This window comes from Polyangium sp. 6x1 (genome assembly GCF_029946515.1).
Lineage (GTDB): Bacteria > Myxococcota_A > Polyangia > Polyangiales > Polyangiaceae > Polyangium.
On the sequence record NZ_JARZHH010000004.1, the window covers coordinates 166,176 to 179,951 of the forward strand.

The 13,776-nt window shown below is 68.6% G+C and carries 10 protein-coding genes; 4 read left to right on the forward strand and 6 right to left on the reverse strand.

All coding sequences use genetic code 11. The features are described 5' to 3' along the window. Positions 1-320: 320 nt before the first annotated feature. Together rpoN and QHF85_RS06960 are read left to right on the forward strand one after the other, a co-directional pair. Positions 321-1,853, forward strand: a complete 1,533-nt coding sequence (rpoN, locus tag QHF85_RS06955) for an RNA polymerase factor sigma-54 (protein WP_281326276.1) — start codon at positions 321-323, stop codon at positions 1,851-1,853. A 27-nt stretch (positions 1,854-1,880) separates the two neighbouring features. Continuing rightward, positions 1,881-2,825 (forward strand): hypothetical protein, encoded by a 945-nt coding sequence (locus QHF85_RS06960; RefSeq protein WP_281326277.1) that lies wholly within the window; start codon positions 1,881-1,883, stop codon positions 2,823-2,825. Between the two features lie 4 nt (positions 2,826-2,829). Here QHF85_RS06960 and QHF85_RS06965 read toward each other — a convergent pair whose 3' ends face one another. The 3 genes from QHF85_RS06965 to QHF85_RS06975 all read right to left on the reverse strand — a co-directional run bounded on the left by QHF85_RS06965 (position 2,830) and on the right by QHF85_RS06975 (position 7,136). After that, positions 2,830-3,402, reverse strand: coding sequence for a Uma2 family endonuclease (locus QHF85_RS06965; RefSeq protein ID WP_281326278.1), 573 nt, complete (start codon positions 3,400-3,402; stop codon positions 2,830-2,832). A 32-nt stretch (positions 3,403-3,434) separates the two neighbouring features. Continuing rightward, positions 3,435-6,236, reverse strand: coding sequence for a valine--tRNA ligase (locus tag QHF85_RS06970; RefSeq protein WP_281326279.1), 2,802 nt, complete (start codon positions 6,234-6,236; stop codon positions 3,435-3,437). A gap of 102 nt (positions 6,237-6,338) precedes the next feature. Next, a complete protein-coding gene (locus QHF85_RS06975) occupies positions 6,339-7,136 on the reverse strand; it encodes a response regulator (protein ID WP_281326280.1) in 798 nt (265 codons plus the stop codon). A gap of 313 nt (positions 7,137-7,449) precedes the next feature. Between QHF85_RS06975 and QHF85_RS06980 the strand changes: the two genes are divergently transcribed. Beyond that, on the forward strand, positions 7,450-8,451 hold the full coding sequence (locus QHF85_RS06980; RefSeq protein WP_281326281.1) for an RluA family pseudouridine synthase: 1,002 nt from the start codon (positions 7,450-7,452) through the stop codon (positions 8,449-8,451). On the opposite strand, the gene hrcA is transcribed toward QHF85_RS06980, so the two are convergent. After that, positions 8,443-9,492: a heat-inducible transcriptional repressor HrcA gene (hrcA, locus tag QHF85_RS06985; protein WP_281326282.1), complete on the reverse strand. Its 1,050-nt coding sequence runs from the start codon at positions 9,490-9,492 to the stop codon at positions 8,443-8,445. The two genes, QHF85_RS06980 and hrcA, sit on opposite strands and share 9 nt — an antisense overlap. Before the next feature lie 303 nt (positions 9,493-9,795). Here hrcA and QHF85_RS06990 point away from each other — a divergent pair, with 303 nt between their 5' ends. After that, positions 9,796-10,860 carry a hypothetical protein gene (locus QHF85_RS06990; protein ID WP_281326283.1) on the forward strand — a complete coding sequence of 355 codons (1,065 nt, stop codon included), beginning with the start codon at positions 9,796-9,798 and terminating at the stop codon, positions 10,858-10,860. A 52-nt stretch (positions 10,861-10,912) separates the two neighbouring features. On the opposite strand, the gene QHF85_RS06995 is transcribed toward QHF85_RS06990, so the two are convergent. Beyond that, entirely contained in the window at positions 10,913-11,368 is a 456-nt protein-coding gene (locus tag QHF85_RS06995; RefSeq protein WP_348652720.1) for a transcriptional repressor, read from the reverse strand. A gap of 65 nt (positions 11,369-11,433) precedes the next feature. Next, the gene (locus QHF85_RS07000) at positions 11,434-13,776 is read right to left on the reverse strand and encodes an HAD-IC family P-type ATPase (RefSeq protein WP_281326285.1); all 2,343 of its coding nucleotides are present in this window, start codon (positions 13,774-13,776) and stop codon (positions 11,434-11,436) included.

Consider the following 13,776-nt stretch of genomic DNA (forward strand, 5'->3'; position numbering starts at 1 on the left):
CTGGGCTGCTCGTACAACATCATGGGCCTGGCCTCACGTCCATCCCTGCGTGAGGGTGCCCTCAGGAATTTCCCGAGGCACGAGGGAGCCTCTCCAGTTATTGTGTTTCACAACACTTTGTGGCAAGGCTTGTGGGGGGGCTTGGGGATGCGCAATTTTTGAACCAGGAGTTTGTTGACGAGACAAAGCAAGACTCGGGCCGAGACCGGTTTCAGTGCTAGGGTGGGATGCGGTACCGGGCATGTAGTCGGCCCGAACCTCCCCCCCACGCCGACGGAGGCGTGGGGGTCCCAGGGTGTTCGACCAGGTAGGAGCTCTCGATGGCCATGGAGATGAAGCTCCAGTTCAAGCTGTCCCAGCAGCTGGTGATGACACCGCAGCTGGTGCAGGCGATCCGGCTGCTACAGCTGTCGCGGCTCGAACTCGTAGAGGAAATCCGCAAGGAGCTCGACGGCAACCCGTTGCTCGCCGACGACTCGGGCGAATCGGTGTCCGCGAAGTCGAGGGACACCTCGGGGGCGACGAACCGGGAGGGGCAGGACCTCGACGGTCGGTCGAACATGACCCTCGAACGGGCGAACTCGGAGCACTCCGACACCGATCTCGCCATGCGAGATACGGAAAAACGGGTGAAGGAGGTCGACTGGGAGCAGTTCCTCGAGAACCGCCAGCTCCAGCAGGCGATGCCCTCCCAGCGCGGCGGCTTCGAGGAGCTGCCGCCGATCGAGCAAAACCTGACCCGGAACCTGAGCCTGCAGGAGCACCTGCTCTGGCAGCTCCAGATGAGCGACTTCGTGGAGAACGAGTGTCGCTTCGCCGAGCTCGTCATCGGCAACCTGGACGAGCGCGGCTACCTCGACATGTCGGGCGGGGAGAACCCGGACGGGACGAAGCGGCCCGACCTGACGCTCGACGACCTCGCCAACGAGGCGGACCTCAACCCGGAGGACGCGCCGGAGGTGCTCGCCATGCTCCAGCGCTTCGACCCGGTGGGGGTCGCGGCGCGGGACCTGTCGGAGTGCCTGCGCATCCAGGCGGAGGTTCTCGGCTACGACGCGGTCGAGATGGCCATCATCAAGGACCACCTCCACAACGTCGAGCGGCGCAACTTTCCGGCGATCGCGAAGGCCCTGAAGATCTCCCTGGAAGAGGTCTACGAGGCGGTCCAGGAGATCCAGAAGCTCGAGAGCGTCCCGGCGCGAAACTTCGCCGAGGTCGACGACAAGACGATCGCCATCACCCCGGACGTCTACGTCATCAAGGACGGCGACCTGTGGGTCGTGACGGACAACGACAAGGGTCTGCAGCGGCTCTTCATCAACGAGGGCCTCGCGCAGCGGATGCTGAAGGACCCGAAGGCGAAGGAGTTCATCAGCGAGAAGCTGCGCTCGGCGCAATGGCTGATCCGCGCGATCGAGCAGCGGCGGCGGACGATCATCAAGGTGACCGAGTGCATCGTCGAGAAGCAGAAGGACTTCCTCGAGCGAGGCGTGGCCTACCTGAAGCCGATGATCCTGCGCGACGTGGCCGAGAGTGTGGGGATGCACGAGTCGACGATCTCGCGCGTGACATCGAACAAGTACGTGCACACGCCGCAGGGGCTCTTCGAGCTGAAGTACTTCTTCAACTCGTCGATCCACCGCGTCGCCGACGAGGACATCGCCTCGGAGAGCGTGAAACAGGCGATCAAGAAGATCATCGCGGCGGAGGACAAGTCGAACCCGCTGAGTGATCAGGCGATCGTGAAGATCCTCGAGGACCAGGACGGCATCCGCATCGCGCGGAGGACCGTCGCGAAGTACCGCGAGATGCTCGGCATCCTGTCGTCGTCGAAGCGCAAGAAGATGTTCTGAGCGCGCCCGCCTCGCCCTCCTCCCTCCATGAGCGCCGAAAAACTCACGCCCGAGCTCCTCTTCGCCAGGTTTTTCCAGCCGTACTACCCGAAGGACGTCCGGTTCGACCTGGCGAAGGCTCGAACCGAGGACGCAAACCCGGCCGGGAACCCGGCAATCTTCGGGCAGATCGAGGCGATCGCCGAGACGTTCGCGCACCTCGCGCCGAAGGTCCTCGGCGCGCCGGACCTCGTGCTCGACTTCTCGGACGCGTCGGTGCATCGGCTCGGCGCGAAGCTCACGCGCGAGAAGCGCGACGCGTGGCTCGAACCGCAGGGGAAAGGAGAACCGCCGTTCCTCGTGCAGTTCGTGACGCACGGCGCGCTCTACGTGGGCGCGTGCGTCGTGAAGAACCACGGGGGCGTGTGGCAGGTGCGCAGGCCGCTCTGGGAGTCGCTCGTGCGGCTCACGTCACGCGCGGGCACGGGGGATCTTTCGATCTTCGGCTGGTGGCTGAAGGCGCTGTCGGAGGACGAGATCGAGCACCCGCGGCTCGTCGATCGCTACCGGACGCACGTGGAGGTGCCGACGTTCGACGCGGACGCGTTGCCCGTGATCGCGCCGCCGGACCGGCGGATGCCGCGGCTCGCGAAGGTTCGGTACGACCTGCTCTACAAGCACCTGCGCGCGCACCTGCCGGAGCTGCGCGACGTGGGCGACGACTTCCCGTCGGCGGAGCGCTTCACCGAGCTCGGCTTCAAGTGGCTCGACTTCGTGTGGCTCGGCGGCGGGCGGATGCTCTTGATGCACGGGCCGACGCCCGAGGGCGTGCACCTGTTCTGGCTCGACACGAAGGGGTTCGTGAAGAGCGCGTTTTATCCGGCGGACTCGTTCCCGGCGCACGTCGTGGAGACGGACGGGGACAAACTACGGGTGATCGTGAGCATCCAGGGGCAGATGCAGGTGCACGAGATGCTCTGGTGGGGAGCCTAGGGCCTCAGTCGTCGAAGACGCCGCGGTAGATCTCGTCGAGCGAGAGCACGATCCCGAGCGAGGGCAGTACGAGGGGCTCAGGGGGCCGCACGTCGCTGAACGTCCACGTACCGCTGTCGTTCAGCGTGTAGAGCGAGATCCAGGGCTCATTCTGGCGGACGAGCACGTACTCGCGCAGCGTCGGGATGCGCCGGTAGTGATCCCACTTCAAGATCCCGTCGTACCTCTCGGTGCTCGGGGAGAGGACCTCGACGAGGACGATCGGGTTCGTGTACGTGGTCGTGCTCTCCGGATCGTACGAGATGTTGCCGCAGACGACGGCCACGTCGGGGTAGGTCGCGAGTCCCGTCTCTTGCACGCGAAGGCGCATGTCAGGGCTGAAGACGCGGCACGGGCGGCCGCGGAGCGCGACACGCAGCTCGCCGCTCATCGCGGTCGTGAGCAGCGAGTGCCGGCCCGTGCCGCCCGCCATGGCGTAGATCTCGCCGTCGAGAAACTCGTGCTTGGTCTCGCTCGCCTCGTCGTACGCCACGTACTCCGCGAACGTGTGCTCGAGCTTGTGCGCGGGCTCGTTCATCCCGGGGCCTCCCTGGACAAACGATACCTTGTTCATCCGAGCTCCGCCGCCAAACTCTTGGCCTCTTCCAGCGCCGCCCGCTTCTTCTTCAGCTCCTCCAGCTGATTGCGCGACTCGGCCACGACCTCGGGCGGCGCCTTGTCCGCGAAGCTCGGCAGCGAGAGCTTCTTCTCCAGCGCGGCGACGTCCTTCTCCGTCTTCTTGATCTCGCGCTCGATCCGCGCCGCTTCCTTCGCGCCCTCGACGAGGCCGCGCAGGTCGACGAGCACGTCGACGCCCGACGCCACGCTCATCACCGCGCCCTTCGGACGCGCCGCGCCGCGCACCTCGATGCCCGGCTCCGCCGCGGTCTTCACGAGCGTCTTGATCGCGCGCGCCTCGGCGCGGAGCAGCGACAGCAGCGCCTCGCCCTCCGCGCGCAGCAAGAGCGGCACCTCGGCGCCCGGGTGCACCTCGTGCTCGCTGCGGATCGTTCGCGCCGCCGAGATCACGGCCATCACGACGCCCATCTCGCGCTCGGCGTCCGCGTCGCGAGGCACGGTGCCCGGCTCCGGGTACGCCGCGAGCGCGATCGACTTCGGCGCGTCCGACGGACGCGGCAGCCGCTGCCAGAGCTCCTCCGTGATGTACGGGATGAACGGGTGCAGCGCGCGGATCGACGCCTCGATCACGTACGCGAGCACGTCCTTCGTCTCGTCCTGCTCGGGCCCCGGCACGGCGCCCGCGCTCGGGTTCAGCACGGGCTTCGTGAGCTCGAGGTACCAGTCGCAGAGCTCGCCCCAGAAGAAGTGGTAGAGCGCGAGCGCGGCGTCATCGAGGCGGAACTCGTCGAGCCCGCGCTTCGTCGTCTCCAGCGCGGCGCCGAGCCGCGAGAGGATCCAGCGGTTCGTCCGCGTCGTCGCCTTCGGCGGCTCGCGCCCGACGCGCGCGCCTTCGAGGTACGGCAGCGCGTAACGCACCGCGTTCCAGATCTTGTTGCAGAAGTGCCGGTTGCCCTCGATCTTCTTCGGCGAGAGCGGGATGCGCCGCGCCTGCGGGGAGTACGTGCTCAGCGTGAAACGCAGCGCGTCGGCGCCGTACGCGGAGAAGCCCGCGCCCATCTGCGAGGCCGAGGGGTAGGCCTTCTTGAACTTCTTCAGCGACTCCTCGCGCGGCGCGCCGGGCAGCGTCTTCTCCACGACCGCGTCGAACGTCGAGCCGTGCACGAGGTCGAGCGGATCGATCACGTTGCCCTTCACCTTGCTCATCTTGTCGCCGGTCTCGTCGACGACCATGCCGTGCAAGAGGATGCGCTTGAAGGGCGGCGCGCCCATGAAGTGGATGCCCATCATCATCATGCGCGCGACCCAGAAGAACAGGATGTCGTAGCCAGTCTCGAGGTCACTCGCCGGGTAGAACTTGCGGAGCATGTCCGTGTCGTTCGGCCAGCCGAGCGTGGAGAACGGCCAGAGCCCGCTCGAGAACCACGTGTCGAGCACGTCCTCGTCCTGGCGCAGCTTGTCGCTGCCGCACTTCTCACACGCCGTCGGATCCTCGCGCGTGACCATCAGGTGATTGCAGGCGTCGCAGTAGAACGCCGGGATCCGGTGGCCCCACCAGAGCTGGCGCGAGATGCACCAGTCGAGGATGTTCGTCATCCAGTGCTCGTAGGTCTTCGTCCAGTCCTCGGGGATGATCTTCGTGTGGCCGTGACGAACCGCTGCGAGCGCCGGGCCCGCGAGCGGCTTCATCTTCACGAACCACTGCGTGGAGATCATCGGCTCGACGATCGAACCGTTGCGCTCGCTGCGCGGCAGCACGAGCGCGTGGTTCTTCGAGCCGCGCACGAGGCCCTTCTCTTCGAGCGCCTTCTTCACGGCCTTGCGCGCGGCGAAGCGCTCCATGCCCGCGAACGGCCCCGCCTCGGCGTTGAGCGTGCCGTCCTTGTTCATGATGGAGATCATCGGCAGCTTGTGGCGCTTGCCCGTCTCGTGATCGTTGAAGTCGTGCGCGGGCGTGACCTTCACGGCGCCCGTGCCGAACTTGGGATCGACGAGGATCGCGTCCGTGATGATCGGGACCTTCCGATCGACGAACGGGTGATCGAGGAACTTGCCGTGCAGGTGCTTGTACCGAGGATCGTCGGGATGAACTGCGACCGCGGTGTCGCCGAGCATCGTCTCGGGGCGCGTCGTCGCGACGACGAGCTCGCCTTCACCGCCGGCGACCGGATACGCGAACTCGAAGAGCTCGCCGTTCGCCTCTTCGTTCTCGACCTCGAGGTTCGAGAGCACGGTCTGCGCTTCGCAGTCCCAGTGCACGAGGCGCGTGTCGCGGTAGATGAGCTCCTGCTCGTAGAGACGCACGAACGCTTCGCGCACGGCGTGCGACATGTCCGCGTCCATCGTGAACTTGCTGCGCGGCCAGTCGGCGCTCGCGCCGAGCTCGCGCTGCTGGAGCGCGATGCGTCCGCCGCTCTCGGCCTTCCACTGCCAGACGCGCTCGGTGAACGCCGCGCGGCCGAGGTCGTGGCGGCTCTTGCCTTCACGACGGAGCTGACGTTCGACGACGGTCTGCGTGGCGATGCCCGCGTGATCGATGCCGGGCTGCCAGAGCGTGTTGAACCCGCGCATGCGATGCCAGCGGGTGAGGACGTCTTCGAGCGTGACGAAGAGCGCGTGCCCCATGTGCAGCGACCCCGTCACGTTCGGGGGCGGCATGGGCAGGACGTACACGGGTCGCGTATCCGCCGGATCGGGGTTGGCGGCGAAGACGTCGTGCTCGACCCAGTAGGCGTACCAGCGGGGTTCGACGTCCTTCGGCTCGTAAGCTTTTGCGAGTTCAGCGGTGCTCATCGGGGGCAAGCACATTGCCACACCGCGGCAACATGCACGAGGCCCCGACGAACGAGAGGGCGGGGAAGTCAACGTCAGGGGGGCCTGGGAAGGCCCCCGTCGTCACTTCGTCAAACGGGCAATCTCTTCTTTGATGAGCGTCTCGGCGAGGACGGGGACGACCTCCCACACGACACGCTCGACGACCTCGCGCGAGAGCGCGAGCACGCCTTCGATCTGCGTGGGCGTCAGCCCCATCTCCTCGAGGCGCGCGGCCATCTGACCCCCGTTCACCGCGGCGGCTGCCGCCGTGGCCGGTTTGGCCGAGACGTCCGTCTTGGAGAGCGCGGGCTCGGGCTTCGCGGCGACGGCGGGCGCGCCCGGGAGGCCGGCGTTCACGCCGCCCGGGTTGTAGAGCATCGTCTTGGCGCGCTGGGGCGGCGCGGCCGCAGCGGCGGCAGGCACGGCCGCGGCGGGTTTGGCGGCGGCGGCGGCCACGGGGACCGGGGTCGGCGACGCGACCGGCGCGGCGGCCTTCGGGGCCTCGGCCGGCTTCGCGGGCGACGCGAGCATCTTCTTGACCTTGTCGATCATCGCCGTGCTGTCGTACGGCTTGTCGGCGTGGTCGTCGGCCTGGGCCGCCGAGCCCTTGGCCTGATCGTAGGGGTTTTGCTTGGACGACAGGATCAAGACCTGGGTCGCGGGCGACGCCTGCTTGATCGCCTTGCAGAGGTCGTAACCGCTCTTGCCCTCGAGCGTGACGTCCGCGATCACGAGGGCAGGTTTTTCGGTCTTGAGCTTCTCCAGGGCCGCGTCGTGCCCATTGACCGTGACGCAGCGAAACTCGGGACCCGCAAACGTGATCTCGAGGACCTTGCGCATGGTCACGCTGTCGTCGACGGCGAGGATGGTGCTGGCCACGGAACGGTCTCCTCTGGGGTAAAGCGCCGCTGGGGCTGCCTTTCGCGCTATCTTCGGTCTCGCGCGCGCAGCGTGTCAACAAGCCGGATGATTTTCCGCCGCGGGCGCCCCATGCGGCGTGCAATGTCGAGCGCCCACGATCGAACGATGCTCCGAAGAGCGGCGCGAGCATAGCGCAGTCGAGGCCCGCGAGGAAAAATCGAGCGGCGTATTCATGCGCGGCACGTCATCGTGAGCGCAAGGTTGGTCCGCCTCCCCGCTGATTTCCTGCATGTCCTCGCGTCCCCCGCCCCGTAACCGCCCCCGCGCCGCCGTGCGTGGTTCGCCTCGCACTCCTCCGCCCGCCGGCCAGCCCGCGAGCGCGCTCGGTTCGCCCGACGCGACCTGGGTCGTCCCGCCCGACCTCGGGGGGCGTCCGCTCGACGGGGTCGTCCGGACGCTCGCCGCCGTGTCCTGGTCCGACGCGCGAAGGCTCATCGAGACCGGAAAGATCGCGGTCGACGGGACGCAGATCCTCGATCCGACGCGCAAGACGCGGGCCGGCGCGGAGATCACGCGGCACCCGCGCGCGCCTTCGCGGAAGGTCGCGCGCCTCGCGGAGATCGGCGAGGAGCTCGTGGTGCACATGGATCCGGCCGTCGTCGTGGTGCGAAAGCCGGCGGGGATCTCGACGATCCCGTTCGGGGACGAGTCGCCCGCGGAGCGAGAGAAGACGCTCGACGCGCTCGTGCGTGATCTGCTCGCGAAGCGCGATCGGATCCGCGGGCGCGCGCCGCTCGGCATCGTGCACAGGCTCGACAAGGCGACGAGCGGCCTGCTCGTCTTCACGCGCACGCTCGCGGCGAAGAAGCACCTCACGCAGCAGTTCCGCGAGCACTCGGTGCGTCGCGTCTACCTGGCGATCGTGCACGGCGACATCCGCAAGCAGACGTTTCGATCACGGCTCGTCGCGGATCGCGGCGACGGGCTGCGAGGATCGCTCGACGAAGGAGAGCGACGCGGCGAAGGTCAGCTCGCCGTGACGCACGTCGAGCCGCTCGAACGTTTGCGCGGCGCGACGCTCGTCGCGTGCAGGCTGGAGACGGGAAGGACGCATCAGATCCGCATCCACCTCTCCGAGGCGGGACATCCGATCGTCGGGGAGAACGTGTACGTGCGCAACTACGCGGGCACGCGCATCGACGCGCCGCGGCTCATGCTGCACGCGGCCGAGCTCGGGTTCATCCACCCGCAGTCGGACGACGATGTCTTTTTCGAAGAACCTCCGCCCGAGGATTTTCAGAGCGTGCTCGAGCGGCTGCGCGCTTCAGGATGATCCGCGCCTTCCGCCGAGCGCCTCGCTCATCGCGGTGGCCGTCGCGTCGACGAGGGGCATGACCTTCGCGTAGTCCATGCGCGTCGGACCGAGCACGCCGACCGTGCCGGCGACACGTCCATGCTCGGTGTACGGCGCGACGACGAGGCTGAGATCGCCTTCGCCGAGCTCGCCGGCCTCGCTGCCGACGAACACCGTGACCGCGCCCGCGGCGATGACCTTGTCGAGCAGCTTCAGCAGATCCTCGCGCTCGGTGAGCACACAGAGCAGCTTCTTCAAGCGCGACGCGTCGGCGTACTCGGGCAGATCGATCAGTTTGCCCTGTCCCTCGATGACGACGTCGCCGCCGCGTCGGTTCACGTCGGCGGTGGCGCGGCTCCCGAGCTCGAAGGCACGACGACGCAGGGCGTCGAGCGCGATGCGTTCGTCGGCGAGGCGGCGCGCGAAGAGGTCGCGTGCTTCGCCGAGCGAGCGGCCTTCGATGACGTCGGCGAGCAGGTTGTGGATGCGCGTGAGCTCCGGCTCGGCGGGGACCTCTTCGATCTGGATGAAGCGGTTCTCGACGCTGCCGTCGGAGAAGACGAGCACGGCGAGGAGCTGGCCGGGGCGCGTCGGGATGAAGCGGAGCTGCGAGAGCGCGCGCAGCTCGGTGCGCGGCGAGGCGATGACCGCGGCCGTGCCGGAGAGCTCGGACAGATACCGCCCGGCTTCGCGCATCGGGTCTGTCGCGACTGCATAGATCTCGGCGAAACGTTGGCCGAGCTTCGCTTGCTCCTCGGGGCTGTAGGCGCGCGCCTGGACGAGCGTGTCGATGAAGAGGCGCAGCGCGCGATCGGTGGGGATGCGGCCCGCGGACGTATGCGGCTGCTTCAGGTACCCGGCCTCTTCGAGATCGGCGAGCACGTTGCGAACGGAGGCCGCCGAGAGATCGAGGCCATACTTGCGCGCGAGCGTGCGACTTCCCACCGCGGCGCCTGTCGAGATGAACTCGGTCACGACGGCGAGCAGGATTTTGCGAGAGCGGTTCGTCAGGTCACTCATGATCGCATCCGTCCCTACGAGTCACCTGGGCTCGTCGTCTTCCTCCCCTGTGCTAGCTTGCTTCGCTTTTTGTAGGCCTGCTCGATGGCGAGGTCAAATCCGACCGACGAATCCCGGGCAAATTCCTCCACGGGGCTCCGAAGTGCCGGATTCGTGCCCGGATTTTAGGGAGTGGGGCCTCCGGGGCGTCCAAGGAGCATCTTTCTCCGCTCCTTCCACCTTTCACGGAGCGCGCCCTGGATCCCGGCTTCCTGGTGCAGGTTCCAGGACACGCTCGCCCGCTCTGTCGCTATGGTAATCCGCGTGTTGCGATCCCGTCGCAAGTCGTCCGCCCGACCGGCGGGCGCGTTTCTGGTCCTGCTCGTGCTCGCGCTCTCCTTCGCCGTGGCCGGCTGCCCATGCGCCGGCACGGTGGTGAACGCGAACCCGCAGCTCCGGTGGTGGCTCTTCTCGAACTTCGGGGCGAGTCGGATCTGCCCGGAGATGCTGAAGATCGGCGTACCCCTGAAGACCGACTCGAGCTCCCCGGCGATGGGGCGCTTCTTCCCGATGACGTGCAACTACACCGTCGACGACGCGCGTCAGACGGTGGCCGTCACGTTCGCAGGGACGGGGTACGGCTACATGATGCCGGCGAAACGCGTCGGCTTCTCGACGTCGGCGACGATCGAGCTCCGGCCGGACTTCGCGATCTCCGATGACGACATCTACGTCTGGGGACGGCTGAACCGCATCATCTCGGGGCCGGACTTCCGCGTCGGGTACATCGAGAACGCCGCGTTCAACGTGGCCTCGAACATCCCGCCGTTCGGCACGCTGACGAACTTCTTCGGCAACCAGGTGATCACGGGCGAGCTCACGCGCGGCTTCACGGTCGTCGCGAACGAGGACCGCGGCAACGAGTTCACGCTCGGGATCCTCATGCCGCCGAACAAGCCCGCCAAGCCGTTCAAGGTGCAGGACGACGAGCGCTTCACGTTCGCGAACGAGAGCGTCGACATCCACGGCAACGCGCGCGACTTCCTCGGCCCGTTCGAGGTCGGCTCGGGGCAATCGCTCTACCTGACGATGAGCGTGCAAGGGCCGACGGTCGACGTGATGATCGTCAGCAAGATGGTCGGTGACCCGTGGCGCGAGGGCTACCAGACGGGTCAGCCGCTCGGGCCGGCGCCGGGGCCGGTGCTCGGCGGCGCGCCGCTCGCGCCGGGGCCGGCGCAGACACGCAAGTTCGGCCTCGCGCCGGGGCTCTACTACGTGGTGCTCGACAACACGCAGTACGCCGGCCTCGTCGCGCCGCCTACGCAGGTGCTGAACCCGCTCTACGATCCGGTCGCGCGCGTCAGCTACGTCGCGCAGGTCGGCGAGTAAAACCCCGCCTCTTCGCAGAGCCCCTCTCCCATGCTGGAGAGGGGCGATCGTCTCAGGACACCTTCTTCTGACAGTCGGCGCAGGTGCCGTACATCTCGTGCTTGTGCGAGATGACGTGGAAGCCGTAGCGGCGCGCGACGTCTTCTTGCAACGCCTCGATGCGCGGCTCCTCGAACTCGACGATCGTGCCGCAGCTGCTGCAGATCAGGTGGTCGTGGTGCGCCTTCGCGTCGTCGGCGAGCTCGTAGCGACTGAGGCCGTCGCCGAAGCGTCGCTCGGAGGCGACGCCGCACTCGGCGAGGAGCTTGAGCGTGCGGTAGACGGTCGCGTAGCCGATGCCTTTGTCGCGCGCGCGGACCTCGGTGAGAAGGTCCTCGATCGTCATGTGCGACGCGCCCTCGAAGAACGTGTCGACGATGAGCCGTCGTTGCGCCGTCGAGCGCAGACCCTTCTTGGCCATGTACGCCTGGAGGCGAGCCCGCAAGCGATCCACGGCGGCCCGGTCCAGGGTCACGGCTTCCTCCCTCACGCTCGCGACCATGGCGTCATTTATCCCGTCCGAATTTCCGGGCGTCAAGTGGCGCCTGGGCCGTTTTCCCACGTGTGTCCTCGCGTCGTCCCAGACTCTCGCACGCGATCGAGCGCTCGCACGTGCAAAACCGCCATCGCCCCGCCGAGCAGCGAGGCGAGCGGCGCATACGCAGGGGGAAGCACGCCAAACGCCACCGCGATCGCCCCGACGAGCGCAGGCAGGACGGCGATCGCGAGCCCCACGCGCGCTTCGAGGCGCGCGCGGTGCGCGATGGCGAGCGCGAGCGCCGCGTCACGCACGTCGTCGGAGGCGAGCGCGACGGAAAGATCGCCCGGCGACGAGCCCGCCGCGCCGAGCGCGACCGCGACGTCCGCCGCGCCGAGCGCGCCATCGTCGACGCTTGGATGGCCGAGGACCGCGACGGACATGCCCGCGTCGATGAGCCTGCGGACCTCGGCGGCGCGTTCGGTCGGCAAAACCTCGGGGCGGATGTGGTCGACGTCGAGCGAGTGGCCGATGGCCTCGCACGTCTCGCGCGCGTCGCCCGACATGATCACGGGCTCGATCTGGGCGTCGAGAAGATGTTGCACCGCAGCACGCGCGCCGGGGCGCAGGCCGTCCTGCAAGCCGAGGATGCCGACGAGGCGCGCGCCGACCGCGACGAGGACGACGGTGCGGCCGAGGGCTTCGAGCTCGGCGATGCGTTGTTCGGCCGCGGCGATCGAGATGCGGTTCGCGAGGAGGAGCGCGCGGCTGCCGACGCAGAGATCCTCGCCCGAGCTCGTGACGGCCGTGACGCCGAGTCCAGGGACATGATGCGCGTTGCGCACGCCGTCGGGGCGCACCGATCGGGTCACGGCGGCGCGCACGATCGCGGTGGCGATCGGGTGCTCTTCGCCGCGCTCGGCGCCGGCCGCGAGGGAGAGGACGTCGAGCGGTTCGAGTTTGCCGCCCGGGGCTTCGAGCTCCGCGAGCTCGGGCTCGCCGAGGAGGAGCGTGCCGCGCGCGCAGAAGACGGCGACGTTGACGCGCGCCGCGCGGTCCCACGCGCCCTCGCTCTTGTAGGCGATGCCGCGGCGCTGCGCGTGCAGGATGCCGCGCGCGACGTGCACGCCGGCGACGCCCGCGACGAGCGTGGTCGCGAGCGCGGCGTGGGATGCGACGGCGGTCATCGAGATCTCGACGTAGGTGCGGCCGCCGGCGATGAAGGCGGAGAGCGCGCCGGTCACGAGCGCGGCGAGCGACCAGCGTTCGGCGAGGGCACGCGAGGCGCGCGCGATGGGCGCGAGGGCGTCGGCGCGGCGGCGCGGATCGATGAGGACACGCGCGAACGCGCGGTCGTTGCCGGCGAACGTGCAGGTGCCGCGGAGCCTGCCACGCACGACCTTCGCGCCGGCGACGACAGGCTCGCCCGAGCGCCTGCGCACGGGCGTGGTCGCGCCGAGCCACGGCAGGACGAAGACTTCACCCGAGCCGACGACGAGATCGACGGGGACGACCTCGCCCGGCTCGACGAGGACCTGCTCGCCGGGGCACAGGTCGAAGACTTTGTTCTTGGCGATCTCGCCGGTCGCGCCGTCCTCGGGCGCGCGCCTGCCGGGGACGGCGAGCGATTGCGCGACGAACGCGCGTTCGGCGAGGGAGGCGTGCCGCGCGCCTTCGAGCAGCCACGCGCCGACGGCCGTCGCCGTGACGATGATGCCGGCGAGCGAAGCGGCTTCGGCGCCGAGGGAAGGAGCGGCGCGGAGCGCGGCGCCGATCGCGAGGACGAGCGAGAGGATCGAGGGCGCGAGGATCGGCGCGGGGTGCGGATCGGAGGGCTCGCGCGGGGTCGTGGCGGCGCGGCCGACGAGCATGCCGGCGCCGACGGACGCAAGCACGATGCGGGCGCCGATGACGAGAGCCGCGTCGCCGGCGAGGCCGAGCGCGACGGCGAGCGTGCCGGCGATCGTGGCGATGACGAGCAGCAGCGCGCCGATGTCGCGCGGCTCGGGCACGTCGATACGTGAAGGCTCCTCGGTGAGGATGGCGTGCGCGATGGGCTCGACGAGGGTCCGATCGTCGAAAGGAGCGGGCGGCTCGGGGAGCGCGGCGTCGCTCGACGCAGGCGCGTGGAAGGGGACGATGGGCGCGTCGAGGTTGCTGCGCGCGGGCTCGGGCTCGGATCTGCGGGGCGCGAAGAGCGAGAGTGGGACCCGCGCGGGGCGCGCGCCTTCGGCTTCGCCGGGGGGCTCGCCGAGGAAATGCGCGCGGCAGCCGTGACGATCGCAGAAGAAGTGAAACTTGCTGTCGAAGATCGCGACGTGGCCTGCGCGCAGCGGATCGAGCAGCTTGCCGCACCCCGAGCACGGCACGGGATCGGCGACGGGTCCGAGCGCTCGCAA

Excerpts from the sequence above, each read along its gene's own strand:
- rpoN (WP_281326276.1), top strand. The coding sequence starts at position 321 with ATGGCCATGGAGATGAAGCTCCAGTTCAAGCTGTCCCAGCAGCTGGTG.
- QHF85_RS06960 (WP_281326277.1), top strand. The coding sequence starts at position 1,881 with ATGAGCGCCGAAAAACTCACGCCCGAGCTCCTCTTCGCCAGGTTTTTC.
- QHF85_RS06965 (WP_281326278.1), bottom strand. The coding sequence starts at position 3,402 with ATGAACGAGCCCGCGCACAAGCTCGAGCACACGTTCGCGGAGTACGTG.
- QHF85_RS06970 (WP_281326279.1), bottom strand. The coding sequence starts at position 6,236 with ATGAGCACCGCTGAACTCGCAAAAGCTTACGAGCCGAAGGACGTCGAA.
- hrcA (WP_281326282.1), bottom strand. The coding sequence starts at position 9,492 with ATGAGTGACCTGACGAACCGCTCTCGCAAAATCCTGCTCGCCGTCGTG.